We start from the raw sequence: 24748 nt of genomic DNA, 5'->3' as shown, positions 1-24748 counted from the left end.
GCGCTAGCGTCGACGGTGGCACGAGTCGCAGTTTCGGCATAGCGGTGTGAGAAGGTGCTCTGACGTTGTATTCCGTCGATACGTTGCGCAGCAACGAGCACGACCAGCGCGAGCGCGGTGATTGGTGGCGCGATCAGGTCTCGTCGATCCACTGTCCGATGGCCTTCTCCCTTGCGGACAGCTACCAGGGAACCCTTCAGCATCAACATTCGGACACGTACCAGCTAGTTCGTTGGTGGGGCGAAGCGGAGGTCCTCTCCCGCACGGCAGCGGACATCCGTCGACATCCACATGGCGCCTACGAACTGCTCCTACCGGTCCGGGGCGAAGTGATCCTCGAGCAGGATCGTCGTGAAGCCACGATCACACCGGCGGTCATGGCTCTCACATCGCTGGACACCGCGACTGTTCTGCGCCATGGTGATGGCTTCTCTTCTGTTGCATTCGTGATTCCACGTGACCGGATCGAGGCGCGGGTGCCGACATTGCCGCACGCTGGCACCGTCCTCGATGCGACATCTGGACTGGGACGCATCGTTGTCGACGTGGTCAGTAGTCTGCGCAGGGAGCGGCACGCGCTCACCGGGAGTCAGTTCGATGCGATAGCCGACCGAATCGTCGATCTCGTGGCGCTCGCCTACAACGCAGACACGGCCACCCCCTCCGTCGATGTTCAGGAAGGGTTGGTCACCGCCATCCGGCGCTTTGTTCGAGAGAATGCGCACGACCCGAACCTCACAGGAGCCGTGGCAGCGGCGCGCCTCGGCTGGTCGCTCCGGCACGTTCAGGCCCAGTTGCAGCGGATTGGGACAACACCGTCGGATCTCATCCGAGAGGAGCGTCTGGCGTTGGCGCGGTTGCGTCTGCAGGACCGTGGCTGGAGCCACCAGAGCGTGACTCAGGTGGCATACTCCTCAGGATTCGGCGACCTCAGCACCTTCAGTAATGCGTACCGGCGGGCCTTCGGTGAGCGCCCTTCCGACACACGTTCTGCGGCATCCGCAAACGACTGAATCAGCGGCCCGCGGGCCCGCTCGACGACCGGGTCTGCGCGTGTCTGCTGCGCGCGATGCAAGCGAAGTGCGCTGCCCCCCAAGAGATAACGCCAATGTGGACCTAGCGTAGATGGCATGAATAGTGCAACCACCTCAGAAGTGCGACCGGCGCCATACACCCTCTTCTCTGTCGCCGGGCGGACCGCCGTCGTAACCGGTGGCTCACGAGGGATCGGCGCCACGATCGCCCGCGGCCTGGTACTGGGTGGTGCCCACGTTGTCATCACCAGCCGAAAGGAAGAACAGTGCCGCGCGACGGCCGAAGCCATCAATGCCGAGGCAGACGCTGCGGGAACGGCAGGACGCTGCACCCCCGTCGCCAGTGACCTGTCGTCGGCCGAAGGGGTGACCGGTCTGGTCGACTGGCTCGGCGAGCACCTGACAAGCATCGACGTCCTAGTGAACAATGCCGGGGCCACCTGGGGTGCGCCACTTGAAGAGTTTCCCCTCATCGGTTGGACGAAGGTGCTCAACACCAACCTTGTCGCTCCGTTCTACCTCATCACGGGAACGCTACCGCTTCTTCGCAATGCGGCACGCCCCGACCGGCCCGCTCGTGTCATCAACATCGGCAGCGTGGATGCCTTGGCTACACCTAGCTGGGAGAACTACTCCTACAGTGCGAGCAAAGCCGGGCTGCACATGGTCACCCGCCATTTAGCCAAGCAACTGGCATCCGACGGCATCACCGTCAACGCGATCGCCCCCGGACCGATCCTGACGGACATGCTCGGACACGTCGCGGCGGATCCAGAGGTCGAGGCAGAGCTGCTCGAGCGCGTCCCGCTGGGCCGCTACGGACAAACCGACGACCTGATCGGCACGGTCCGGTTCCTGGCCTCCCCTGCCGGCTCTTACCTGACCGGCACCATCATTCCGCTCGACGGCGGGATCTCCGGCTGCGCCGGCTGAACCTTCGCCTCCACCTTCTTCCACGTACAGCAATCACCGATTCGAGGAACAACCATGCCTGAAGTTGTCATCGTCGCCACTGCACGTTCGCCGATCGGAAGAGCCATCAAGGGCTCCATTGAAGGACATTCGGATCGATGACCTCCCCGTCCATATGGTCACGGCCGCGTTGGCGAATGTACCTGCACTCGATCCAAGCGCCATCGCCGACATCATGCTCGGTGTCGGCGAACAGTGACTGAACGTCAGCGGTGGGCCATCGCCATCGGCCACCCGTTCGGCATGACCGGTGCGCGGATCACCAGCACCCTCATCAACTCACTGCAGACGCATGACAAGCAGTTCGGCCTCGAAACCATGTGCGTAGGTGGAGGACAGGGCATGGTACTGATCCCCGAACGCTCTCCTGACCCGAAGTCACATCGATCCAATCCTTGAGAGGTACCCCATCTCGTGAACGCATCACCTCATCCCGAACACCGCCGTACCGCAATCGTCACCGGTGCTGCACGGGGAATCGGCGCCGCCGTCGCACGGCGGCTCGCCGCAGACGGCCACGCTGTCGCCGTCCTCGACCTTGAGGAGGCCGCCGCCCAGTACGTGGTCGACACGATCACTCAGGCCGGAGGCACTGCACTTGCTGTCGGCGCAGACGTCTCCAACGGAACTGGTGTCGAGAAAGCAGTGGATAAGATCACAACGGAGCTCGGAGCGCCGGTCGTTCTGGTCAACAACGCCGGCGTCACCCGCGACAATCTTCTGTTCAAAATGTCGGCCACCGACTGGGATACCGTCCTGAACGTCCACTTGCGTGGCTCGTTCCTGATGACGAGAGAGGTTCAGGGACACATGACTCAGGCCGGTTTCGGACGAATCATCAACCTCTCGAGCGTGTCGGCGCTCGGAAACCGCGGTCAAGCGAACTACGCCGCAGCCAAAGCCGGGCTGCAAGGTTTCACCAAAACCCTGGCCCTCGAACTCGGCAAATTCGGCGTTACCGCCAACGCCGTTGCTCCCGGTTTCATCGAGACCGAGATGACAGCCGCGACGGCAGCGCGAATGGGAATGAAATTCGACGATCTCAAGAAGAGGGCGGCCGCCGACATCCCCGTCGCCCGAGTTGGGGTCCCCGACGACATCGCACACGCGATCTCATTCCTTGCCAGTGAGGGAGCCGGATTCGTCTCCGGGCAGGTTCTCTACGTCGCCGGAGGGCCCAAAGTATGAAGACACTCCACGGAATCGATGAATTGCACGCGGTGGCGAACACCCCGATCGGCTACTCGTCATGGCACACCCTCACACAGGAGAAAATCGACGCGTTCGCTGACGCGACGGGTGACCACCAGTGGATTCACGTCGATCCCTCACGGGCTGCTGACGGACCGTTCGGTGCCACCATCGCCCACGGACATCTGCTGACTTCGATGATCCCGATGCTTGTATGGGAGGTCTACGTTGTCGACGGCGTCCGAATGGGAATCAACTACGGGTCGAACAAGGTTCGATTCCCGGCACCCGTCCCCGTCGGTTCACCGATTCGGGCTGCGGTTGAAATAGCAGACGTTGAAACCGTTCCCTCGGGCGTCCAGGTTGTCACGGCCGTCACGATCGAACGCGAGAATGCCGACAAGCCGGTTTGTATTGCTGAGATTGTCAGCATCTACTTTCCGAATTAACGTCGCAACTTTGCGAAATCCCCACCGGATAGATTGCACGATGACAAGTGATCGAAGGGGGCTGCACTGGCTCAGCGGGTCTTCTCGCTTGCGGCGACCACGTCGCGGCGGAAACTCTTCGGGGAACGGCTTCGGGATCGCGAAAGACTTCGGGATCTCCGAGGCGACCCTGCACAACTGGGTCAAATGGGTCTCGGTGACGAGGGAAGTGGGGAGTGAGGCTCCGGTGAAGACGTCGCCGAAGGAGATTCGTGAGTGGGCGATCAGCGAGGGTCACGAGGTGTTGTCCCGCGGCGGATTTCGGCCGAGCTCGAGCGAGCCTTCCGTGATGCTCAGGTAGCGACGCCGGTCGCGTGAGTCGCAACATTGCCCTGTTCCAAAGTGTGGCCATCCTGCCACGGAGGCTATGAGCCTGCGGGACGATGATCTTCGGCGCCGTGCGGTGGCGGTTGTCCGCGTCAGCGGTGCCGGCGTCGGGTCCTCGCCGGCACCGGCGAGGCTGGTCAGGGCCGGGGTGGACTTCGGCTTCTCTCGGCGTGAACTCTGAGGGGGGAATCGACGGTTCGCCCACAAATTGAGCTGTGGTGGTGCGGTGTGGGTAGCCTGCTCCCATGTCGCAGCCTCCGCCTTTCAGTCCTACGGTCACGCTGCTCACGGTGAGCCGGGTGTGGGAGGCGGCATTTACCGACGGTTTGAAGCCGCTCGGGTTGACGACCCGCAAGTACGGGCTGTTGGGGCACATCCGCGGGACGCCGGGCATCTCGTTCAGTGAGCTCGCTCGGCGTTCCCGCATCACCGTGCAGAGCGCTCACACGGCGGTCGCGGCGTTCGTCGAGTCCGGGTTGGTCGACGACTCGACCGCGCACGCCGGGGCCGCCTCGACCCTGCGGATCACGGCGGAGGGCGAATCACTGCTGGCTCGCGCGGCCGAGGTAGTGGCCCGTCTCGATGACGAGTTCGCCGCGCAGCATCCCGAGCTGACCGAGGCGCTGCGGGCGCACATGGTGCGGGTGATGTCGGCGACTGACTGACACCTCACCCGCCAACCTTCAGTTAGGCTGAAGGTCATGGAATCGTTGTTGCTCTCCCTCCACGTCGTGGCGGGCATCCTCTTCGTGGGCCCGGTCGCGGTGGCCACCAGCCTGTTCCCCCGGCACGCGCCGGTGACCGCCACAGTGGGCGGTGCGCAGCAGATCGAGCGGAACATCAACACCGCCCGGGTGCTGCACCGGATCACCCGTATCTACGGCGTCCTGGCGATCGCGGTCCCGGTCGTCGGCCTTCTCCTCGCCACCGTGCAAGGCCGCACGAGCGAGGTCTGGGTCGTGGTCGCGATGGTGCTCACCGCGATCGTCGGTGGACTGCTCGCCCTGCAAATCGCCCCGCTCCAACAACAGGCGCTCACCACACCCGACGACGGAACCCAACTCCGGCGCCTCGGCATGGTGACCGGCCTGTTCAACCTGCTGTGGGTGGTCGTCGTCGTGCTGATGATCGTGCGACCCGGATCGAGCTACGTATGACCGGGTTGCTGCGGACGCTGGCCGTGCTCTCGGCACTCGAGACCGTCAGCGTCCTGGCGTTGCTGGCCAACCTCGGCACCGTGCACGACGCCGCGGTCGCCGGTGTCCTCGGCCCGATCCACGGTGCGCTCTACCTGTCCGTCGCCGTCACGGCACTGCTCGGTCGCGGCCTGACGACCTGGACCCGCATTGGTGCGCTCGTGCCCGTGCTCAGCGGCCCTCTCACGATGGTCAACCTGCGGCAGGAGGCGCGCAGCGCATGAGTCTCAGACATTATCTGCGCCGACCGCCGGCGATCAGCGCCGCGGAGGCGGTCCGCCTCGTCGAACACGGTGCCCTCGTTGTCGATGTCCGCCGCCAGTTCGAGTGGAACCGGGTACACATCCCCGGCGCCGTGCACGCGCCACTCGAGGAACTGCTCGACCGCTGCCTGGAGTTCCCCGACGACCGTCTGCTCATCACCTTCTGTACCGGCGGAATTCGCTCGGCCGGGGCTGCGAACCTGCTGGTGGAGAACGGCTTCGATGCGGTGAACATGAGCGGTGGCCTCGTCCACTGGCGCGGTGCGGGAGGGTCACTGACCGCCCGGTGAGAGGGTGGCACTCTCCCCGCGATCCCGTCCCTTGCGACACTGGTCGAGCTGGCACCCGGCCTGGGCGGATCGTCTAAGGGTGTGCGCCGCCCGCCCGATACTTGGTGTCATTCGCTCGATATGCAATGGGTGTCGACTGGAGTGACGCCATGTCCCGCAAGGGCAGAGTGGTGGTCCGCGCGCGTTGTCGGCGTTCTTCTCGGCGCCACACGGGAGGCATAGTTCTACTCGCACTCCGCTGGGGTGGGATGCTAAGACCGTGAGCGAGCGAAACGTAGCCGGCGTCGAGCGTGAGCTCGCCATGCTCGCCTACGTCCGCGACCGCCTCCGGGTCTCGGAGGGCTCGGACTTACGGATCCCGACCACCGCCGTAGACCGGGTTCTCGATGAGCTCAACAGTCTCGAACGAGCGCCGCGGAAGCGGAACTGACCCCCGCCGGTGCGGACCGGTGGCGGGGCCTCGCATCTGAGGTGGCCGGCCGCGCACGGTTGTAGCGGCCTCTATGAGGTGGATCTACGCATATACCCCGCCGATGACCCACGACAGCGCTCGCGTTCCGGCCTTCTCGTTGCCGTCCACCGGTTTTTCGGGTCGGCCGCAGGGCAGGAGTGGTGCAATGAAGGTGTGTGACGAGGTGAGTGAGCGATGAAGCAGGTCCTGAAGGCGGTGCTGGTGTGCCTGGTGGTCGGCGCCGCGGTGCTGGTGGTGTGGGCGGTCGCGTCGCGACCGCACCCGCCCGAGCCGCCGCGCCCGCTGCCCGATACCGCGGTCATGGTCCACGGCCGGCCGACGACGTGCAGTGAACTCTTCGGGCAGCCCTGTGATTTCGGGTTGCAGTCCGCCTTCAACCGGTGGGGGCCAGGCCTCGCTCCGTTCGTCGATTCCGGGGTCCTGGGCCCGTACGCCGAGCGGATCGGGTTCGTGGCGTCGGCGAAGCTGAGTCTGGACGCCTGCGCACTCTCGCACACCACCGGAAAGACGGTCCTCGAATTCATCGAACAGGCGCAACGGCAACACCCGGACGCCGGCAGCCCCGAACTGTTTCCGTTCTGGAACCGGACCCGGCAAACCCTGTGCCCCCTGTGACCCGCACCGTCGAACACGGCACGACGTCGACGATGTTGACCCCGCATCACTTGTCGCAGACGATACCGTCCTTGTCCCGGTCGAGTTTCGTCGAGTAGCCGGGCTCGCCTTGGTAGATCGGCGCCGCACCGGCTGCATTTGCCTCGGCGCAGGACGCGAAGCTGAACCGTGTCGTCGAAGTCGTCGGCGAACACCGGTCGTCCCCTTGGACTGCGGAAGTATGTCGGGTTGCGTACAATTTTTTGTACGTAATATCGGAGGTGTGCTCATGCGAACCATGACCTACTCGGAGTCTCGCGCGCGGTACGCCGAGGTCCTCAACGCCGTCGTCGATGACCGGGAAGAAATCGTCATCACGCGGGCGGGTCACGAGCCGGTGGTGATGGTTTCGCTCGACGACTATGAGTCGTTGAAGGAAACGGCATACTTGCTCAGGAGTCCGGAGAACGCCCGCCGGCTGTTGGCGTCGATCGATCGGTTGGAGTCCGGCGGGGGAACTGTCCGGGATCTGGCTGAATGAAACTTGTCTGGGACGAGTCTGCGTGGGAGGACTACGTCTGGTGGCAGGCGCAGGATCGGAAGATCGTCAAGCGGATCGACACACTACTCAAGGATGTCGAACGCAACGGGAACGACGGAATCGGCAAGCCCGAGCCCCTCAAGCACGGTTTTCAGGGCTACTGGTCCCGGCGTATCACCGATGAGCACCGGCTGGTTTATAAAATTGTCGATGATCAGATCCGCATTGCTGCCTGCCGTTACCGCTACGGACACTGATCGCGCTCACCACGGCGGCTGGGCTTGTCGACAACGACTGCGGAATGGTTCTAGTCCGCTGGGCATGGCGCTCCGACTGTCCGCGTGTCGGGAGGGCTCGCAGTAGGCAGGATTGGTGGTTGAGGTGTGGCCGACCCGCCGAGTTGGGGGACGTCTTGGTGGCTGGGCTGGACGCCCTGACCGACCGCGGCCTGCTGACCGGTAGAACCGATCGGCAGCGTCTGCTGACGATCGGCTTCGACGACCTTCGGGGAATCCTGCACCACGCGAATCGCTGCACGGGCCATCACCTCAGCCGACGAAACGGCCTCCCCGTACCGACGCTCTCGCTGCAGCCAGCTGATGCGCATGGACGGCGTGTTTCGGCCGGCGAGGGGCAGGGTGCCCTTGACGGTCGTTTCCACGATTCTGCCGATCACGGTCACCGCGACGCCCCGGAGGAGCAATGTGTCGTCGGCCGAGGAGGAACCGGCGACGAGCCACGCCCTCGAACCCGGCGACGCTCCACTCGCGGGTCCACTTCGCCCAATCCGATGCCGAGTGCTCGCCGGCCAGGATGAGCCCGGCGCCGCATAGAAATAGAATGGGGTGATACGAACGCCTTCGCTGGATCGGGCGAGGTGGTCCGCGGCGGGGCTGCTCGTGAGCCGACCCGTGGGAGGTGGCCATGCAACCGTCCGACCGGATGCGGGCGCTGCCGCGGCGGGCCCGGGTCATGATCATGGTGACGATGGCGCTCATTGCGTTGCTGGTGATCGGGCCGCGTCTGGTCGTGGGGTATACCGATTGGCTGTGGTTCGGTGAGGTTGGTTACCGTCGCGTGTGGGGGACGGTCCTGGTCACCCGCCTGATCCTGTTCACGGCGGTGACGCTGCTGGTGGGTGCGGTGATCTTCGCGGCCGTGGTGTGGGCGTACCGGTCCCGCCCACTGTTCGCGGCCTCGGGCGCGAGCACGGCGAAGGATCCGGTCGAGCGGTACCGGGAGGTGGTGTCGCGCCGTACGCGGTCGTTCACGGTGGGGATCGCATTGCTGCTGGCGCTGCCGTTCGGGCTGCACGCGCAGGCGAGTTGGGAGACGGTGCACCTGTTCTTGCACGGCGGCGCGTTTGGCACCGTGGACGCAGAGTTCGGGTACGACATCGGCTTCTACGTCTTCGATCTGCCGTTCTACCGGCTGATCCTGGCGTGGCTGTTCATCGCGGTGTTCCTGGCGTTGCTGATCGGCCTGGGAACCCACTACCTGTTCGGCGGCATCCGGCTGGCACCGAGCAAGGACCACGTCATCGAGGTGTCCCGGCCGGCGCGCATCCAGCTTGCGGTGTTCGCGGGCACGTTCATCGCGCTGAAGGCGGCGTCCTACTGGCTCGACCGGTACTCCTTGTTGTGGAGCGGCCGGAAGGAACCGACTTTCACCGGCGCCGGGTACACCGACATCAACGCCGTGCTGCCGGCCCGGTTGATCATGGTCGCGATCGCGGTGCTGTGCGCGGCGGCGTTCTTCGCCGCGATCGCGGTGCGGGACCTGCGGATCCCGGCGATGGCCACGGCACTGCTGGTGCTCTCGGCGATCCTGGTCGGCGGAATCTATCCGGCGCTGATCGAGCAGTTCTCGGTCCGCCCGAATGCCGCCGACCGGGAGAGCCCCTACATCGAACGCAACATCGCCGCGACCCGGCAGGCCTACGGAATCGGCCCGGACCGGGTCGACTACCTCGACTACCCCGGGGTGGGCACCCGGCCGCCCCGGGACATTCCCGCCGACGTCACCACGATCGCCAACGCCCGCCTGCTGGACCCGACCGTGCTCTCGCGCACCTTCACCCAGCAGCAACAGCTGAAGAACTTCTACGGCTTCCCCGAGCACCTCAACATCGACCGCTACACCATCGACGGACAACTCACCGACTACATCGTCGCCGCCCGCGAGCTCTCCCCGAACAGCCTCAGCGGCAACCAGACCCAGTGGATCAACCGGCACACCGTCTACACCCACGGCAACGGGTTCATCGCCGCCCCCGCCAACAGGGTCAACGCCGCCGTCCGCGATGTCGCCGGGCAGAGCGCGAGCAGCGACAGCGGGTACCCGATCTACGCGGTCAGCGACATCGCCTCCCAGGCGGGCGGCGACCAGGTGATCCCGGTCGAGCAACCGCGCATCTACTTCGGTGAGGTGATCGCGCAAGCGGACCCGGACTACGCCATCGTCGGAGGCCCGGAGGGTGCGCCGCCGCGCGAGTACGACACCGACACCGCCCAGTACACCTACACCGGCACCGGTGGGGTGCCGGTGGGCAGTTGGGTCAACCGGTTGGCGTTCGCCGCCCGGTACGCCGAACGCAACATCCTGTTCTCCGGCGCCATCGGGCCCGAGTCGAAGATCATCTTCAACCGGGACCCGGCCACCCGCGTCGAACACGTCGCCCCGTGGCTGACCACCGACTCCAACCCGTATCCGGCGGTGGTCGGCGGCCGGATCGTGTGGATCGTCGACGGCTACACCACCGCCGCGCACTACCCGTACTCGCAGGTCGGCTCACTCACCGCGCCGATCGTCACCGACACCGGCCGCACCTCGCCCCCCGAGCACGTGTCCTATGTGCGGAACTCGGTGAAGGCCACCGTCGACGCCTACGACGGCACCGTCACCCTCTACCAGATCGACGAGAACGACCCGGTCCTGCGGGCGTGGATGAGCGTGTTCCCCGGCACCGTGCAGCCGCCGAACGCAATCCCGACCGAGCTGCGCGCGCACTTCCGCTACCCCGAGGATTTGTTCCGCCTGCAGCGGGACCTGCTGGCGAAGTACCACGTCGATGATCCGCGGGAATTCTTCACCACCAACGCGTTCTGGTCGGTGCCCAGCGATCCGACCGCCGACACCGGTGGGGAGCAGCCGCCGTACTACGTCCTGGTCGGCGACGCCGACACCGCGGCCCCATCCTTCCGACTCACCAGCGCCATGGTCGGCTTCAACCGCGAATTCCTCTCCGCCTACCTCTCGGTGCACTCCGACCCCGAAAACTACGGCAGGATCGACATTCTGCGGTTGCCGACGGACACCCAGACCCAGGGCCCGCGGCAGACCCAGAACTCGATGATCTCCGACACCCGCGTCGCCTCCGAGCGCACCCTGCTCGAGCGGTCCAACCGGATCTACTACGCCAACCTGCTGACCCTGCCGATCGCCGACGGCGGCATCCTCTATGTCGAACCGGTGTTCACCGAACGTTTGACCAGCACGCCCAACAGTTCCACCTTCCCGCAGCTGGCCCGGGTCCTGGTCAGCTACCGCGAACCCGGCACCGGCGGGGTGCGGATCGGGTACGCCCCCACCCTCGCCGAGGCCCTCGACCAGGTCTTCGGCACCGGCACCGGCGCCGTTGCCACCGCACCCGGCGGCGACGCCACCACACCACCACCTACCGGCGGGCAACCGCCGGCGCCGCCCCCACCGGGCGCCCCGCCCGCCCCGCCGCCGGCGGCATCGGACCAGCTGACCGCCGCGGTCCTCGAACTCAACGACGCCCTGGCCAACCTGCGCGAGGCGCAACGCACCGGCGACTTCACCGCCTACGGCGCGGCCCTGGACCGCCTGCAACAGGCCATCGACACCTACCTGGCCGCGGGCGGCACCCCGCACTGACCCATCCCCTCCGCGCGATCCGCGCAATGACGTTGTCCCGTATGGAAAATTGCGGATCTGGGCTGTAGACCGGCCAGGACCACCCGCGGGCCGCGCACGCGTTCACCATCGCCGTCTCTCCGCCCCTCGAACTGATCAAGATCGACGGCGGCGAACTCTCTGCCGATCCTCGGTCTGGTTGCGCTCCCGCTCATCGGGTAGCGACCCATCCTTGTGTCGTTACTCGGCGGCCCACACCAAGGTGGACACCCAACTGTGAGCACACTTGCGGGGGATATGTACATCCGCTCACTCTCGATTGCAGAGGTCCCTGGTCCAGGCATCATTCCTACTCGAAGATGCTTTCGGGAAGCCAGTCTGCGTCGAACAGCCGCGCGAGCTTTCCGAACGCCCCGAGATCGCCATCGACACTGGCTGATGTCACCATGAGCCGATTGATCATGATCCGAGCCGCCTGCTCCTCCACCGTTCCGGCGGCGAACAGGAGTGACCACGAGCAAACCTGCCCGTCGCGATGCGCACGACCCATCGTTTGGCGTGCGGCAATTCCGGAGTAGCGAGGCTGGTGGAAGAACCCGATGCGACGTGCCGATGAGGCGCGGGAGCCGTCGACCATCAACTCGGAAGCCTGCAGATTGATCGCAGATGCGGTGTTGAACACCACGACCTCGTTGTGGCCGCGTTGAAATCTCATGCGCTCCGTCTCGAGATCGCCGCCGCCGAAGATGCGTGAGACGCCAATGCCGTGCTCCTCCAGGAGGTTGGCTACCGGGTCGGCGGCCGTGGTGACCAATTCGACGGCGACGAGTACCTGGTAGCCGCGTTCGACGTGTGCGGCTACCAGCTCGGCGGTCTGCGGGGCTCGCAGCATGCCTGCCTTCTGCCGGAACCGCATCAGAGCGGCACGGCCGCGGGCGGTGTCGTTCCCCTGGCGGGCGATCCTCATCGCGCTGCGGAACTCACTCCAGTCCTGGTGGTACGCAGCCCATTGTGTGGCGGTGAAGTCGAGTGGCAGGCCGTCGATAGGTGGCGGCCCCCAGGGCGCATCGCGATGCATCATGACGGGCGGGTCGGATTCGGTCATCCACGTCCGGACGCGGGTGACGGCCTGATGCTGCAGCCGCTGAGAACCTTTTGCGTGGTCGTTCCAGTCCCATTTGCCCTTGTCCCACCCGGGAGCCAGGGGAAGTCCATGCTCGACCAGTTTCTTACCGAGATCGGCCCACTCGCCCGGCGGGTCATCGTGCAGTTGCGCGAAAAGCGAAGACAAGTAGGTGTATTCGCCTGGGTGATGACCCGGCGTCGCTGTCACGGTGATCACGAACGGCGCCTTCTCTGGTGATGCGGAGAGGCGGTTGATGCGCCGCTGGTATTGGGTGCGCTGGGCGTTGAGGTGCCTGAATTGCTGTGCCTCGTCATTGATGATGAGGGAGAAGGAGTACTTCGGTTGGCCGTTGCGTCCGAGTAACTTCTTGAGCTGGTCCGGGGAGATGATCAGCCACCGATAGCCTCCGTCGCCGAACGCAGCGAGGGCGTCGCGCCATGCGGCGATGGTGATCTGGGCCGGCCGGTCCACGGTGATGAGTACGGTGTCGCCGCCCCCTAATTTCAGCGCAGCTTTCGCGCCGAGGATTGCGCTGCCGGTCTTGCCTACACCGGGCTCGTCGGCCAACAGGAATCCGCGCTTGCCGTGGTGAAAGGCCGTCGCGATCGCCTTCGCGGCGTCCGCCTGTTCGGGCCGCGGGATCTTGTGGAAACCAGTAGCGCCCGGTTGCCGCACGCCGTTGAGGTCCTCTTCGACCCAGCGAGCGTACGAGTACGGTTTCGACGCGTAGACGGTGAGTTCGTCGGGCAATTGAGTGCCGATGTAGGCATGTGCTTTGAGCGCTTTGTAGTACTTGGCACCGGGCGCGGGCGCCCGGTACGGGACGTCGAGGATCCAGATCCGCTCCCCGTGCCCCGGGGTGGGTATGAGCGGCGCGGCGCTGGCTCGTCTGGGCTTGGAGCGTCGCTGGGTGGTCTTCCGTGCGGCCATGAGTGCAGGCTATTCCAAGACGAATCGTCGAGGTCAACGACCATCCTGGGCCGGGCCCGTCCGTCCATCGCCCGCGGCGACAGCACGCGATTTCTCGGCGTCAGCCACCGGGGAGGGAGGGATGGAGTGGAGGGAGGGAATGGAGGGGTGTTCACCTATGGCGAGCAACGGTGCGGGCCTGGGTACCTCCACGAACTGACTTGGCGGTAATCACGCGTAAGAGGGGCTACTAATCACACCTGATTCCGCTGCTGCGGGCACGCGCACTCCATGCGAACGGGTGGTTGCTGCAGATCGTTCTGGTGGGCGCAGTGCCGGCGGGGGAGTGGAGTGAGTTCCTCACCGTCAGTGTCCGCAGCGTCTCGGCAAAACGCCAGCTGAGGACAATTTTTGCTCTGCAGATCGCTTTCGGAGCACCTCGACCGGCGATTCCGGGCAGGTGGGACGGAATATGCCGTGCCGAGGGTGTTACCACGGCACTCGGGCCGGCGCCGCGGTAACAGCACAGCTGGTGATCGCGAAGTTGATCTTGTGCGGACATTGATACTGATCGGAACGGCCCTCGGACTCGGCGCGGGCCTGGTGTGTACCAGCTTGTTCGCCTGGTGGTTGTCGTACCCGGTGCGCTTCACCACGGGGTACGTCGGGTCTGGCGCCGGGCGCATGGAATCGGTGGACCCCATCCCGTTCCTGGTGGCCGGCCTGATTATCAGTGCGTGCCTCGGCGCGGCCGCCGGTTACGCAGCCGCCCACCGCGGCTGGCGGCTGATACGACACGGCGCCTGACGTCCGTGTGCTTGATCCGGACATTCCGGTCCCGGTTCTGCGGGGTGACGACCCCCGCCCCGGGGCCGCCGTCTACACCGGGCGCGGGGCTCCTTCGTGGGCGGTGAGCAATAGGTGGTCGAACTGGGTGCGCAGACTCGCGCCGGATTCGCACTGGCCGAATCCGGCGACGATCTGTTCGGCGAGGATGCGTAGCCGGGTGTTAGTCTGCTGGGAGCGCCAGATGAGGATGTCGAACGCCCGGTCGGCGGAGATACCGTAGACCAGCATCAGCGCTCCCTTGGCCTGCTCGATCACCGCCCGTGACTGTTCGAGTTCGGCGACAGCTTCGTCGACCGACTCCTTCACTTCGTCGCGGTAGGAGTCGGTGAGGTCGATGTAGAACCCGGTTGTGCCGACCACGGCACCGGTGTCGTCGCGCAACCGGTCGCCGACGACGACGACCTGGTGGACGTTGCCGGTGGTGTCGAGGATGCGGTGTGTGCTGCTGAAGGGTTCGGCGGCGCTGATCATCCGGTCCAGTAGCCGCGCGACATTCGGGTGGTCCTCGGGGTGTTTGTGGGAGAGCAGCAGTTCGGTGGTCGGGACGATCTCACCTGGCTGGTACCCGTGCATCCGGGCGACGGCATCGGACCATTCCCACCGCTGCCCGTCCAGGAAGAATCGAAAACTGCCCACCCGCTGCGGTTCCCCACCGAATACCTGCTCTGAGTTCACGTCCTATTTCTAGCGCATCGCGGTAGCCGGAGAGTTGCCGTGGTCCCGTGGCCGAGACGGCCTCCGGCCGCGTCGCGACTCGGCGGCGCAGAAGGCGTCAACTGTGCTGCGGCAGGGAAGGGTTGGCGCCGACAGGGTCGGTGAGGTACAACCTTGACAGCAGAAAATGTGAAGCGAGTCACATCACTGTGACGGAGGTGCACACCAACAGGGTGTGCCGAGTCCGCAGACACGATGAAAGGCAGGGCGCGCATGACCACAGCCTCGATGATTCCGGCGTCTTCGATCACCTCGCCGCCGCCGGTGCGGCGCAGCGGCGGCATGAGCACCGCGGAGATCAAAGCGAGGATCGAGGCCATGTATGCCGACGACCGACGACCGGTCCACCAGACGGGTCCACGCTGACACATTAAGGGCGACAAAAATGAATGTGCTGCTTCTGCTGGGTTTGCTGATCACCGCGTTCGCTGTAGTGCTGGCGATGCAGACCGACGAGCAGTCCCGCTCTCGGCACTGAACGGCGTGAAATTATCGTGCCTAGTGCGCACACCATGAGTGACACGGAGCACTCGAGACCAGGACGAAGGTTTGTTGGAGGTGGTGTAGGTTCTCGAGTTCGATGTCAGTCGTCTCGATTTCGTGTCAGCAGCGTGGCAGTTTCTCAAATTGGTGTCAGCAAGGATGTCTAATCCTGCAAGTTGGCTCAGGTCCGAGCGTTTCTCTGGTTGTCGACAAACGCCACGGTCGACCTGGAGGTCGAGAATATTGACGAGATCGCGGGATCCTCTGATAACCCGACCGTGAGAATCCGCGGTTCGGGCCATTCCGATTCCGGCAGAGCAGAGTTGACCAAGACCAGGGCGCCACTTGAAATTCTCACCCCAGGTCCAAGCCTCGGCTTTCAACGATTCGTTGGCGCAGGATACTCGGCGAGGAGGGTCGAGCCCTTCGTGATGCTGAAGTCCGGCAGCGCCGTCCGACGGGCAGGCGCTGACCGAGTACGCCAATCAGTACCGGCCGCTACAAGTCTCCCTGTACGTTCCACTGGTTGCCGAGCTCCCGAGGGGCGCCACCGGCAAGGTCCTCGAGCACGAACTGCGCCGCGGCTGAATTCGATCCGGCTCATCGCCGCTACGGCGGAGAGATGAGCCGGATCACCCCATCGAGTATCTGCTCGATCTTGTCTGCGCCGAAGTTGTGGGGCTCGAGGGGGGCGATGATCGCCAACCCGTCACCCATCGCCCCGATTTGATCGACGAGGATCACCGCGGATACGTCATCGCGGATCGTGCCGCGCCGCTGGCCTTCCCGGACAACGTCGGCGAAGCGCGCACGATAACTCGCGTATCGCCGAGCGATGGTCTCCCGCAATTTCGCGTCGAATTGCGTATTGGCCAGCAGTTGCGACATCACATGGGAGAATTCCGGTTCCCCGACCGACATTTCCAGCCATTGCTGCAGCAGTCCACGAATGTCTGCCTCCGGTGCGACGGCGTCGAGCAGTGTGTCGTACCGGTCGAAGCGGCTTTCCGCGAGCGCGTGGACGAGGTCGCTCTTGTTGGCGAAATAGTAGGTCACCGCCCCCGTCGTATATCCAGCGCGTTCGGCGACTTTTCGAAGCGACGCTCTGGCGAACCCCTGCTCGGCGATGACGCTGGTTGCCGCTCTGAGCAGCTCCGCCCTCTTCTCCTCGTGATCGCCTACCGGGCGCCCGGGTCCTCGCATCGGGCGTGCCGTGTGTTCGGCACCATCCGGGTCGTTCGTCTGCGTCAGCATGGTCCCATCATCACATCGACGCCGCCCTGGATCGACCCGCAGGCATCTGCACGGTGCCGAGCAGCCTTCCAACGTGGTTTCGGTTCCTGGCGACAACGGGCCGCCGGGCCTTTCCAGACCGGGCGGCCCGCTCGTACGCGACTGTGGTCAGTCGGCAGGTCGCAACTCGCACGCCGAGACTTCTTCCAACGACTTGTTGGCCGTCTTCGGGCCGAACCCGAACACCGTGATCGCGGACACGATGTACACCGCGGCTGCGCTGATCATCAGGCCCGACCGGTCGAGACCCCATTCGTCTGCGCTGTAGATGGCGGCGCCGAGCACGCCCGAGAGAACGCCACCCAGTCGGCCGAGACTGAAAATGACGCCGGTGCCCAGACCTCGGGCCTCGGTGGGCATTGTTTCGGGAATGTAGGCGTAATAGACGGAAAACACGACACCGGTGAGAATGCCCGCGGCGCCGCCCGCGATGGCGACCACGACATTGCTGGTAGCGAGGCCGAGCGCCAGGATCGGGAGCGCCGAAGCCGCCGACGACCAGAGAATGAGCGTTTTACGCTCCATCCGGTCGATCAGCAATACGGTGACTAGTGGAGTGAGCGCATACACGAGCGACCAGACGAATTGGAGTGTGTAGGCGTCGGTCTCGGAGTATTGCAGCGAATCGATTAGCACATAGACCGACCAATTCTGATACATGTAGAGCCCGAGCGTGGCGCCGAACCAACCGAAGCCGACGACGGCGACCAGCCGGAGCATTTTCTTGTTTCGCACCAGTTCGCGCAGGGTGTATTGGGTGCCGGTTTCGATGCGTACGACGGGCTCCGGCAGCGGTTTACCGGCGTGCCGGGCCCTGCCTTCGAGGTCGGCGACCTGCTTGTCGGCGGCGTCGAGATCTCCTTGTTCGACCTGCCAGCGCACCGATTCCGGGAGCAACAGACGGACGGCGGGGGCGATGAGCAAGCCGATTGTGCCGAAGAGGAACAGGTAGCGCCAGGTTCCCGGCGCGCTGTTGGGCAGCATGTACAGCGACAGGGCGCCGAGGATAGGGGCAGTGAGAGTGAAGGCGATCGTGGCGATGGCGACGAAGCGTCCCCGCGATTTCGACGGGAACATCTCGGCGATGTACACGAGCAAGACCGAGGTCGCCGCCTGCACACCTATGCCGGTGATGATCCGGGAGACCAGGAGCCAGGAGTATTCGGGCATTGCCGCCGACATCAGTGAGGCGAGGGAGTAGACCACTGTCGCCCACACCAGCACCGTGCGGCGTCCGAACCGGTCGGCCAGTCGCCCGCCGATGAGCGCGCCGACGAGCATGCCGACGAAGAAAGCGCTGCCGATGGTGCCGATCTGGCCGGTGGTGAGATCCGCGTCGGATTGCAGTGCCGGTGCGATGTAGATGAAAAGCCCGTTGTCGTAATACTCGATCATCAGATTGATCGCGATCAGGGCAATCCACAGGATGTGTGGTTTCAATACCGGGAGCCGGTCCAGTCGGGCGACGATTTCGGGCCCGTACAGGGGTGGGCTGACACGGTCGGAAGTGGTGGGCTGCTGTGTCAAGGTGTGCTCACTGATGTCGATCACACCGTCGCGGTGTGATGGGGATGGAGGCGTCGACACGTGGGGGACGCCTGCGAGCGGAACGGTCTCCCTCGCCGGGGCTCCGGCCCTCTGCTCTTAGGGTGACGCACGCCACATTATCGACTCACCATGATTAACGCAACAGTGGTTATGTAAACTCCGAGTTGCCGGCCGCGGAGGCCGGCCCGTCATGAGCTGGTCGGCGGGCGGACCCTGAGAAAGTGAGCAGGTGAGGTGGATGGACACATCGCAGGCCATCGGAATTCCGTTGCGTTGGAACGACGTCGATGCCTATCGGCACGTCTCGCACATGGCCCTGGTGGCAATCCTCGACGATGGCCGCGGCCGCTGGCTCGACAGCGTCGTCGGCTCCCTGGTTCCAGACTGGGGGTATGTCGTCGCCCGGCTCGAGCTGGACTTCCGGGCCCCCGCCTCACTTGGCGAACGGGTGCTCTGCGGCTCGTTCGCGGTGGAGCATGTCGGCTCGTCGAGCATCCGGCTGCACGAGCGACTGACGACCAATTCGGGCACGGTGGTGGTCGAAGCTGTCAGCGTGATCGTCGCCTGGGATCAGGACCAGGCGGTCGGCCGCCCACTGACCGGTGAGGAGAGGGCGGCGCTCACTCGCGAAATAGCGCCAGCTCACGGGGCCCCGAAATTTCTGACAACATAGTTGTGCAAACCGTCCTGGTTTACCGCAGTGATCTGCGCACCAGGGATTCCGATTCGGTCGCCACGATGTGGGGCCGAACAATGACTGCCATCGCCGACCCGTTCTTTCTGCTGTCTGGGGGGGTTCACCGAAATCTTGTCCGAGGGCTCGGCGGTGATCGTGCGACTCACCGAGGAATCGGCGACCTCAGCCCTTCTCTCAGTTCGGCGCCGTAACACCGTAAATGTGTGGGTGTCGGGTTCGGGCGAGGTCGAACTCGCAGGCACCGGAGCCGATGCCAGCTGTGAGCCGTCGCTTCGGTCCCGGCCGATCACTCGTTCAGGCTCGGCTGCGTAGATTGTGCGCGATGTCGGCCGTGGCGCGCCCTGGGCTGCAAGGTGTCTGGTGGCCGACGACGCCGAGATGGCCTGGCGGGCCCCGCGCCGATCTGGTTGAGGTGATCGCGCCCGCCCACGGAGGTCGTCTGCGTGGAGCACGCGCTGTATCCGCTCGAGATGTCAGCGCCTTTGGCAGTGGGCGGGCCGGGACGATTTTTACCCCGTAGGCCATTTACAAAACGACTGTTGTGCAAATATTGCCTAGCGGTTAGCGTGGTCTGCGTCACCCACTAGGAAATTAGGAGACCCCCATGATCGACGAATCCGTCAAGAAGGCCTTCTGGGAAGACGGCGCTACCGTTGTCCGCAACTTCCTCAACCCGGAACAGCTCGCGGAGCTGTACGAGGTCTTCAAGTGGAATGTGGCCAACCCGGGCCCGTTCGTCTTCCGTCGTCTCGACGGCACGAGCCTGCAAACCCACATCGACAACGCCAACCCGGCCGCCAAGGAACGGCTCGACGAACTGATGACCAGGCTTCCGTTCGGCGAATTCTTCGCCGAGCTGTGGGACTCCGAGCACGTCTGGTACTACGCCGAAGAGGTGTTCGTGAAGGAGAACGGCGCGAGCGGTCGCGGCCCATTTCACCAGGACACCTCGAACCTGCCGTGGGCGGGCCCGGACTGGGGCAACGCCTGGATCTCGTTCCAGCATGTCCCCAAGAAGAACTCGCTGGAAATCGTGCGTGGCAGCTGGAAGGGCATCGAGTACGACGGTGCCAGCTTCGCCAACGCCGACGATCCCACCGAACCGCTGTACGGCGACGGATCGCTGCCGCGGCTGCCGTGGATCGACAAGGACCTGGAAAAGGACCCGAACTCCTGGGATCTCGTCTCGTTCGAAGTCAACCCCGGCGACGTGGTGTTCCTGCACCCCCGCTCGCTGCACGGCGGCGCCGCCGTCGACGCCGAGTGCCCCCATCGCCACACCCTGGTGCTGCGATTCTTCGGTGACGACGCGACGTTCCGCGAACTGCCGAAGTCGAACCCGCGCTACGCGCGCAACGGCGTGCTGTTCACCGACGAGATGGCGAAGCTGAACGCCGGCGACGCGTTCCGCTCGCCGGTGTTCCAGCAGCTCGTCTAATCCATCCCAGAACAGGAGACCTTTCCCGATGTCGAAGCGTCAGAACTTCAATCCCGGACCGCGTGCAGAGCGTTACCACAATGACCTGCATTTCTCGACGGCCACCCGCGTCGGTGACCTGATCTGGGTGTCCGGTCAGGTCGGGATCGACCCGGCCACCTCGGCGCCCGCCGACGGCATCGAGGCCCAGGCCCGGTTCGCGTTCGACGGCGTCAAGCAGGCCCTCGAAGCGGCCGGGTCCTCGATGGACAACATTCTCGAACTGCTCACCTATCACACCGATATGGCCCGTGACGGTGAAACTTTCGGCCGGGTCAAGGACGAATACATCAAGGAACCGTATCCCTGCTGGACCGGCATCGGAGTCACACACCTCGCCCGCCCGGAGCTGCTGTGTGAAGTCCGCGTCGTCGCCTATGCCAACGACTGAGGAGCGGTAATGAATTCGACGCAGTCACGCCGGGTCGGACTCTACGGAACCGGACGCGCCGCCGCCCAGCTCGTCGGCGCCATCGAGGCGAGCCCGCACACGCTGACCACCGCCATCGTCTTCTTCGACGAGCAGGCCGGCCAGGACATCGGCACACTCACCGGGGGTCGAGCCACCGGGATCACGGCGACCACCGACCTCGAGGGCGCGATCCGCTCCGGCGACTTCGACGTCCTGGCCTACGCCGGCCTGAAAGGCAAAGTCCTGCACCGGGCGATGGAACTGTGCGCCGATGCCGGTGTCGACCTCGTACACGCCTGCTTCGTCCATCCCCGGGTCAAGCTCGATCCCGAGATGTACTCGCGGTTGCAGACGCGCGCCGAGGGAACCGGCGCGCGCATCGTCGGCACCGGCATGCTGCCTGGATTCTGGCTCGACGTGCTGCCTGCGCTGCTGAGCAGCGCGCTGCCCGCGCCGGTCTCGATCATCGGCGAGTCCTGCTCCGACATCGCCGCGTGGGGCCGAGGCGTCCTTGCCGACGAAATGGGCCTCGGCACACTCGCAGACGGTCAACCCGGTCCTGTGGGCGGGGTACTGCACGAATCCGCGGAGATGATCGACGATGTCCTCGGCCTCACCGGGTACGAGTCGAAGGTGTACGGCGGATACGTCACAGCCGACGCCGCCACCGAGGTGGCGGGCATCCAGATCAGCCCGGGCGACAGGGTGGGTTTCGACGAGGCCGCGATGGTGGTCCACGACGGTCGCGAACGCGTCCGCATCGCATGGAAGGGACTGCCCAAGGGGTCTTTCGAGGGCTACGAGCGCTCGTTGACGGTCACCGCGATCGGCGGCGACGGCTCCGAGTGCACCCTGAGCATCACCCCGGCACTCGATCCCTACCCGGGTACCGCCGCACGCATCGTGCACGCCGTCGGCGCGCTCGGGGCGCTGCCGGGCGGCCAGCACACCCCCATGCAACTCGGTATCTGAACCAACAAGGTAAGGCGTGGGCGCTGTGCGCCGCGCGAACTACGACGACCACGAAGCCTTCGAAAGACCGCCCGCGCCTTCATCGACGCCGAGGTCGTGCCGGTCTTCGGCGAGTGGCTCGTCGCAGGCATCGTGCCGAGGGACTTCTATCGCAGAGTAGCCAAGGAGTTGGCCAGGGCCGGAGTCACGTTCGGTGGATCGCCAGTGCACATCTGTGCCTGCCGTACATCACCGAACACGCCCGGCCGACGGCACAAACCACGATTGCCCGCTCTACGCCGACAATCGCGGCGGCACCAGCGAAGTCATGCGCTCGATCATCGCCAAAGGCATGGGTCTCTAGGTTCCATCCGAAACACAAGGAGTGCATCATGAACGGGAGTTCGCTACCGGCCGAAGACGCCGACACCAGATACACCACTTTCACCGGCTGGGTCGACCGGCCCACCGACCTCACCGCACCACTGGACGCCACGATCAGCTGTGACGTCGCCGTAATCGGCGGCGGTCTCGGCGGCATGGCGACCGCGCTGCGACTGGCCGAGCGCGGCGTCGATGTCGTCCTGCTCGAATCGGATTTTTGCGGCTATGGGGCGAGTTCGCGCAATGCCGGACAGATCTCGGCCAAACCGACCGGTGAGCCCCAGATCCTGGCGAAGGTAAACCCGCAGCTGCTGCGTGACCTGGTCCGATTCGCCGGGTCGTCGGTGCAGTTCGCGGAGGACCTGATCAAACAGCTCGGTATCGAGTGCGACTACGAAGCGGTCGGCAATGTCGGGGCGGCAGTCACCAAGGGGCAGATGCGCAAGGCGCTACGCGACGCGCAAGCGCTGTCCGACGCCGGTGCGACACTGCAATTCGGGGACCAGCACGAACTCGGCCTGCCCGACACCTTCCTCGGCGGCCTGCTGACCCCCGCCGGCGGCACGATGAACCCCGGCATGTTCACCCTCGGTCTCCGGGCGGCCCTGCTGGAATCGGGGGTGCGGGTATTCGAGCAATCGCCCGCACAGTCGGTGGACGACATCGGTTCCGGCGCAACGGTGACTACCCCGCTCGGCCGGGTGCGCGCGAAGAAGGTGGTGCTGGCCAACAATGCGTGGGCGCCCGAACTCGCGATCACGCCGCAGCGGCTGTCGCGGCCGGTGTGGGTCAACATGATCGAGACCGCACCGGTCGAGCGCGAGCGTATCGAGGCGACGGGCTGGACGAGCCGTTCGGGCTTGGCGACCAAGCACAACGTAATGGAGAGCTATCACGTCACCCCGACCAACACGATCGCCGTCGGGGTACGTCGGCTGCAGATCGGGAAGAACCCGATTTCCGACCGCATCTCCGATCCCGTAGTGGTGGCCGACCTCACCGATGCCTTCCGTGCGCGGTTCCCGTCGCTGCGTGATGTGCCCGTGACCAAGACCTGGGGTGGCTGGATCGCCATGACGTCCTCGCGGGCGCCCGTGGCCGGTAAGGCGTCGAAGAACGTCTACTACGCGATCGGTTGCAACGGTCACGGGCTCGGCCAGGCACCCTACCTCGGTAGCCTCCTCGCCGATCGCCTCACCACCGACGAAATCCACCCGGACATAATGCCGTGGTGGGAGTCGGAGAACCACTTCCCCCGTTCGCTGTACCTGCACAACCCGGTGCTGCGGGCGGCGTGGCTGGCGGACCGGATCGGCGACCGCCGCGCGGGCCGTTAGTGGATGGTCGTCGCGGGGCGGGCCCCCGAGCTCGCGACAAACCGAACCGGCTGGTCCAGAGGTCGCGACTGGGTCCATGCGTGGTGTTCGGCGCGCTGCGAGACTTGAATATCAGCCGTCGGCGGCGCTTGGCGTTGTGCCGCTGGCTGTCGGTCGGGTGACCGCGGCCCCAGTCGTCGACGACTAACCCCCGTCTCGGACCGCGCGCAGGTGCAGGCACACCTCGTCGATCGCTTGCTTGGCCTGAGCGAACGCGCCGATCTCGGTGACAAAGCCGTGGAAGACGCCGGCATACCTGGTCAGCGAGACGGGTACGCCGTCGCGCCCCAACTGTGCCGCGTAGGCCTCGGCGTCGTCCCTGATCGGGTCGACCTCCGCGGTCAGGATCAGGGCAGGCGGCAGACCGCGCAGCGACTCGGCGCGCATCGGTGCGGCGAGATGGTCGCCGCCCGAGTGGTGCTCGCCGACGTATTGCTCCCAGAACCAGCGGGCGTCCGCGGCGCTCAGCATCGGTGCGTCGGCGAATTCCGACCACGACGACGCGGTGAATGTCTCGTCGACGGCGGGGTAGGCGAGTACTTGCGTCACAGGGAGGGTGCTGTGCTCGTCGCGTCGGTACAGGCACAGGGCGGCTGCGAGATTGCCGCCCGCGGAGTCGCCCCCGACGGCGATGTAGCCCGGATCGATACCGATCTCCGATGCTGTCCGGCTCAGCCACGCGTACGCGTCGACGCAGTCTTCCAACGCGGCCGGGTAGGGGTTTTCGGGAGCCAGGCGGTAGTCCAGTGACACGACCGTCCATCCGGATCCGGCGGCGATCGCGCGGCACAGCTCGTCGGCCCCGTCCAGGGTCCCCAGGACGAAACCTCCGCCATGCAGGTAGACCAGAGCAGGACTGTTGCCCTTCGCACCGGCACTGTCCGCGCGGTACAGGCGAGCCCGGATCGAACCCGCACGGGTCGGCACGGTCAGTTGTTCGACATGGTCCAGCGGCGTGATCGGCTCGGCGGGTGATGCCGTGTTCAAGAGCGCTCGGGTCTGTTCCGGTCCCAGCTCACGAATGGGTTTCTGCAGCACGCGGGTGATCATCTGGGCCACGGTCTGAGCCTGGTCGTCGAGCAGATTCCACCAGGTGGGAGCGTCGTCGTTCAATGGGAAACCTCGCAAGTCGTTGACAAGTAGTGATCTGTGCCTCACCATCATAGTCACGTGATCCAGTCGTTTGACAGTGACACGTTTTCCATTGGGATCCGCTGCTGACGGGTGTACCGCGCACACGATCTCGTCGAATCGAAAGGACAGAAGGATGACCGAAACGACG

26 protein-coding genes and 1 pseudogene are annotated in these 24748 nt (G+C 65.1%); 21 read left to right on the top strand and 6 right to left on the bottom strand.

The features are described 5' to 3' along the window. Positions 1-65: 65 nt before the first annotated feature. From CJ177_RS33095 to CJ177_RS33045, 11 genes and pseudogenes are all read left to right on the top strand, one after another. Entirely contained in the window at positions 66-1013 is a 948-nt protein-coding gene (locus CJ177_RS33095) for an AraC family transcriptional regulator (protein WP_095869566.1), read from the top strand. Between the two features lie 117 nt (positions 1014-1130). Beyond that, a complete protein-coding gene (locus CJ177_RS33090) occupies positions 1131-1967 on the top strand; it encodes an SDR family oxidoreductase (RefSeq protein WP_095869565.1) in 837 nt (278 codons plus the stop codon). A 238-nt stretch (positions 1968-2205) separates the two neighbouring features. Continuing rightward, positions 2206-2405: pseudogene (locus tag CJ177_RS33085) on the top strand (hypothetical protein); the annotation flags it as partial. Positions 2406-2420: 15 nt separating this feature from the next. Further along, positions 2421-3194 carry a 3-oxoacyl-ACP reductase FabG gene (fabG, locus tag CJ177_RS33080; RefSeq protein WP_005563657.1) on the top strand — a complete coding sequence of 258 codons (774 nt, stop codon included), beginning with the start codon at positions 2421-2423 and terminating at the stop codon, positions 3192-3194. After that, positions 3191-3646 (top strand): MaoC family dehydratase, encoded by a 456-nt coding sequence (locus CJ177_RS33075; protein WP_095869564.1) that lies wholly within the window; start codon positions 3191-3193, stop codon positions 3644-3646. The genes fabG and CJ177_RS33075 overlap by 4 nt, the downstream gene beginning before the upstream one ends. A 611-nt stretch (positions 3647-4257) precedes the next feature. Beyond that, complete coding sequence (locus CJ177_RS33065) at positions 4258-4677, top strand: MarR family winged helix-turn-helix transcriptional regulator (RefSeq protein ID WP_061696956.1); 420 nt, start codon at positions 4258-4260, stop codon at positions 4675-4677. A gap of 36 nt (positions 4678-4713) precedes the next feature. Further along, on the top strand, positions 4714-5169 hold the full coding sequence (locus CJ177_RS33060) for a hypothetical protein (protein WP_061696957.1): 456 nt from the start codon (positions 4714-4716) through the stop codon (positions 5167-5169). Then, positions 5166-5432 carry a hypothetical protein gene (locus CJ177_RS33055; RefSeq protein ID WP_061696958.1) on the top strand — a complete coding sequence of 89 codons (267 nt, stop codon included), beginning with the start codon at positions 5166-5168 and terminating at the stop codon, positions 5430-5432. Before CJ177_RS33060 ends, CJ177_RS33055 begins: the two co-directional genes overlap by 4 nt. Next, positions 5429-5761: a rhodanese-like domain-containing protein gene (locus CJ177_RS33050; protein ID WP_095869562.1), complete on the top strand. Its 333-nt coding sequence runs from the start codon at positions 5429-5431 to the stop codon at positions 5759-5761. Before CJ177_RS33055 ends, CJ177_RS33050 begins: the two co-directional genes overlap by 4 nt. Before the next feature lie 259 nt (positions 5762-6020). Next, on the top strand, positions 6021-6191 hold the full coding sequence (locus tag CJ177_RS47585) for a hypothetical protein (protein WP_179443339.1): 171 nt from the start codon (positions 6021-6023) through the stop codon (positions 6189-6191). A gap of 216 nt (positions 6192-6407) precedes the next feature. Then, on the top strand, positions 6408-6848 hold the full coding sequence (locus tag CJ177_RS33045) for a hypothetical protein (protein WP_095869561.1): 441 nt from the start codon (positions 6408-6410) through the stop codon (positions 6846-6848). A gap of 46 nt (positions 6849-6894) precedes the next feature. Here CJ177_RS33045 and CJ177_RS48605 read toward each other — a convergent pair whose 3' ends face one another. After that, a complete protein-coding gene (locus CJ177_RS48605) occupies positions 6895-7218 on the bottom strand; it encodes an excalibur calcium-binding domain-containing protein (protein WP_257014793.1) in 324 nt (107 codons plus the stop codon). Between CJ177_RS48605 and CJ177_RS33035 the strand changes: the two genes are divergently transcribed. The 3 genes from CJ177_RS33035 to CJ177_RS33020 all read left to right on the top strand — a co-directional run bounded on the left by CJ177_RS33035 (position 7117) and on the right by CJ177_RS33020 (position 11268). Then, positions 7117-7368 carry a type II toxin-antitoxin system Phd/YefM family antitoxin gene (locus CJ177_RS33035; RefSeq protein WP_005569061.1) on the top strand — a complete coding sequence of 84 codons (252 nt, stop codon included), beginning with the start codon at positions 7117-7119 and terminating at the stop codon, positions 7366-7368. The genes CJ177_RS48605 and CJ177_RS33035 overlap by 102 nt on opposite strands. After that, positions 7365-7625 carry a Txe/YoeB family addiction module toxin gene (locus tag CJ177_RS33030; RefSeq protein WP_009472328.1) on the top strand — a complete coding sequence of 87 codons (261 nt, stop codon included), beginning with the start codon at positions 7365-7367 and terminating at the stop codon, positions 7623-7625. Before CJ177_RS33035 ends, CJ177_RS33030 begins: the two co-directional genes overlap by 4 nt. A 667-nt stretch (positions 7626-8292) precedes the next feature. Continuing rightward, positions 8293-11268 (top strand): UPF0182 family protein, encoded by a 2976-nt coding sequence (locus CJ177_RS33020; protein WP_179443338.1) that lies wholly within the window; start codon positions 8293-8295, stop codon positions 11266-11268. 328 nt (positions 11269-11596) lie between these two features. Here CJ177_RS33020 and CJ177_RS33015 read toward each other — a convergent pair whose 3' ends face one another. Next, on the bottom strand, positions 11597-13303 hold the full coding sequence (locus CJ177_RS33015) for a DEAD/DEAH box helicase family protein (protein WP_095869558.1): 1707 nt from the start codon (positions 13301-13303) through the stop codon (positions 11597-11599). A 531-nt stretch (positions 13304-13834) separates the two neighbouring features. Here CJ177_RS33015 and CJ177_RS33010 point away from each other — a divergent pair. Then, positions 13835-14089 carry a hypothetical protein gene (locus CJ177_RS33010; RefSeq protein ID WP_095869557.1) on the top strand — a complete coding sequence of 85 codons (255 nt, stop codon included), beginning with the start codon at positions 13835-13837 and terminating at the stop codon, positions 14087-14089. A 72-nt stretch (positions 14090-14161) separates the two neighbouring features. Here the strand turns inward: CJ177_RS33010 and CJ177_RS33005 are convergent, their stop codons facing one another. Further along, a complete protein-coding gene (locus tag CJ177_RS33005) occupies positions 14162-14806 on the bottom strand; it encodes a PAS and ANTAR domain-containing protein (RefSeq protein WP_095869556.1) in 645 nt (214 codons plus the stop codon). A 252-nt stretch (positions 14807-15058) separates the two neighbouring features. Between CJ177_RS33005 and CJ177_RS47580 the strand changes: the two genes are divergently transcribed. Continuing rightward, on the top strand, positions 15059-15211 hold the full coding sequence (locus tag CJ177_RS47580) for a hypothetical protein (protein ID WP_005570150.1): 153 nt from the start codon (positions 15059-15061) through the stop codon (positions 15209-15211). A 726-nt stretch (positions 15212-15937) separates the two neighbouring features. Here CJ177_RS47580 and CJ177_RS33000 read toward each other — a convergent pair. Further along, complete coding sequence (locus CJ177_RS33000) at positions 15938-16582, bottom strand: TetR/AcrR family transcriptional regulator (RefSeq protein ID WP_095869555.1); 645 nt, start codon at positions 16580-16582, stop codon at positions 15938-15940. A 147-nt stretch (positions 16583-16729) separates the two neighbouring features. Then, entirely contained in the window at positions 16730-18148 is a 1419-nt protein-coding gene (locus CJ177_RS32995; RefSeq protein WP_257014791.1) for an MFS transporter, read from the bottom strand. 259 nt (positions 18149-18407) lie between these two features. On the opposite strand from CJ177_RS32995, the gene CJ177_RS32990 reads away from it, so the two are divergent. The 5 genes from CJ177_RS32990 (at position 18408) to CJ177_RS32970 (ending at position 23427) form a co-directional block, all read left to right on the top strand. Beyond that, positions 18408-18842 (top strand): acyl-CoA thioesterase, encoded by a 435-nt coding sequence (locus tag CJ177_RS32990; RefSeq protein ID WP_095869553.1) that lies wholly within the window; start codon positions 18408-18410, stop codon positions 18840-18842. Between the two features lie 628 nt (positions 18843-19470). Continuing rightward, positions 19471-20304: a phytanoyl-CoA dioxygenase family protein gene (locus tag CJ177_RS32985; protein ID WP_095869552.1), complete on the top strand. Its 834-nt coding sequence runs from the start codon at positions 19471-19473 to the stop codon at positions 20302-20304. A gap of 28 nt (positions 20305-20332) precedes the next feature. Next, entirely contained in the window at positions 20333-20734 is a 402-nt protein-coding gene (locus tag CJ177_RS32980; RefSeq protein ID WP_005570157.1) for a RidA family protein, read from the top strand. A gap of 9 nt (positions 20735-20743) precedes the next feature. Next, a complete protein-coding gene (locus CJ177_RS32975) occupies positions 20744-21727 on the top strand; it encodes a hypothetical protein (protein ID WP_095869551.1) in 984 nt (327 codons plus the stop codon). Between the two features lie 371 nt (positions 21728-22098). Beyond that, on the top strand, positions 22099-23427 hold the full coding sequence (locus tag CJ177_RS32970) for an FAD-binding oxidoreductase (RefSeq protein WP_095869550.1): 1329 nt from the start codon (positions 22099-22101) through the stop codon (positions 23425-23427). A 183-nt stretch (positions 23428-23610) separates the two neighbouring features. On the opposite strand, the gene CJ177_RS32965 is transcribed toward CJ177_RS32970, so the two are convergent. Then, positions 23611-24579, bottom strand: coding sequence for an alpha/beta hydrolase (locus tag CJ177_RS32965; protein WP_095869549.1), 969 nt, complete (start codon positions 24577-24579; stop codon positions 23611-23613). Positions 24580-24748: the final 169 nt, after the last annotated feature.

The organism is Rhodococcus sp. ACPA1, assembly GCF_002300195.1.
In the GTDB taxonomy this organism is placed as follows: Bacteria; Actinomycetota; Actinomycetes; order Mycobacteriales; family Mycobacteriaceae; genus Rhodococcus_F; species Rhodococcus_F opacus.
This window is presented reverse-complemented; position numbering and strand designations above follow the sequence as displayed.